The sequence below is a fragment of the Nocardiopsis sp. TNDT3 genome, assembly GCF_003427465.1.
GTDB classification, from domain to species: Bacteria; Actinomycetota; Actinomycetes; order Streptosporangiales; family Streptosporangiaceae; genus Nocardiopsis; species Nocardiopsis dassonvillei.
Genome location: NZ_QPFC01000974.1, coordinates 1 through 1339, shown reverse-complemented (window position 1 = coordinate 1339; position 1339 = coordinate 1). Strand labels below are relative to the sequence as shown.

At 75.2% G+C, this 1339-nt stretch carries 1 protein-coding gene; it reads right to left on the bottom strand.

Annotation, left to right across the window (positions count from 1 at the left end):
* Positions 1–47: 47 nt before the first annotated feature.
* A complete protein-coding gene (locus DQW06_RS22475; RefSeq protein ID WP_071622716.1) occupies positions 48–1124 on the bottom strand; it encodes a site-2 protease family protein in 1077 nt (358 codons plus the stop codon).
* Positions 1125–1339: the final 215 nt, after the last annotated feature.

The following is a 1339-nucleotide window of genomic DNA, read 5'->3' as shown; positions in this document are numbered from 1 at the left end:
GGCCCGTGAGGCGCACGCCTCACGGGCCCCCGCGGCTCCGGTTCCGGTCAGGCCCAGAACTGGAGGAGCAGCTCTCCGTAGAAGGCGATGCCGCGGAACACCGGGTTGGGCAGCACCAGGTCGAACAGGCCGTACACCGCGTTCACCAGCAGGTCGTTCAGGCCCGGGAACCACAGGACCGCGAACACGGCCACCGAGCCGAACAGCGCGTTGGCGCGGGCCGCGGTGACCCACTTCCCGCGCGTCCAGGCGGCCAGCACCTCGAAGCCGTCCAGGCCGGGGACGGGCAGCAGGTTGATCAGGGCGGCCGTCAGGTTCGCGAAGCACAGGAAGGCCATCGCCGAGATCGCCCAGTTGGTGGTGTCGTTGCCCGGGGGGACCAGAACGGACACGGTGACCGCGAACGCGGCGGCCACCAGGAGGCTGGCCAGCGGTCCGGCGAGTGCCACCAGGACGCGGCGGCCCCGGGACGGGATGCGGTCCCAGTCCACGTAGGTGGGCGGACCGGTCATGCCGAAGGCGCCCAGGCCCAGGTAGGCCGAGGGCAGGACCAGCCCGGCGAAGGCATGCCGGTAGGCGAACGGGTTGAGCCGCAGGTAGGCGCTGCCGCGCAGGGAGCGGTCACCGGCCAGGTAGGCGGCGAGCGCGTGCGCGAACTCGTGCACGGCCAGGGAGACGATCCAGCAGAGCAGGATGAACAGCGGCGGGACCAGCGGGGTGACGCTGGTGCCCTCGGCGGCCCACTCCAGCTCCGCGGCGGTCCACGACAGCCAGCCCGCGAACCCCGCCAGGCCCAGCAGCAGCACGAACACCGGGCTGGGCAGGAAGTCCGCCCAGCTCCCGGAGCGCGCGGCGTCGGGGCCGCCCCGGGAGGCGTCCGGGTCGGCGTCCCCGGAGGCGTCCGGGCGCGCGGACGCGGGTCCCGCGTCCTTCGTCCCCGCGGCGTCCAGCGGCCGGGCGCCGGTCCCGGAGTCCCCGGCCCCGCCGGGGCCCCCGGTGTCCTCCCCCAGGTCCGGCCGGTTGAGGGCGTCCTCGGGCATCTGCTCCCACGGGTCGGCGACTGCCCCGCCGGCCTCGGGCACGTCGGTCGTCTCCGCCTTGCGCGGCGGCTCGGGCGCGGGCATGGTGCTCCTGCTGGTCTCGGATGGTTCGCGCTCCAGGTTAGGCCCTGGTCCGCACCCCTTCGCAGCGGGTGGCCGATGAGGGACGCGCCGGGAGACGGCCCACCGGCCAGAGCACGCCACGGCCCGCCTGTCAGACCACAGCCCGCCTGTCAGACCACGGCCCGGGGCGCCACCGCCGACTGGTGCAGGCAGGCGATCGCGAACGCCCGCCCCGG

Coding starts and splice junctions, on each gene's coding strand:
- DQW06_RS22475 (WP_071622716.1), bottom strand. CDS start 1,124: ATGCCCGCGCCCGAGCCGCCGCGCAAGGCGGAGACGACCGACGTGCCC.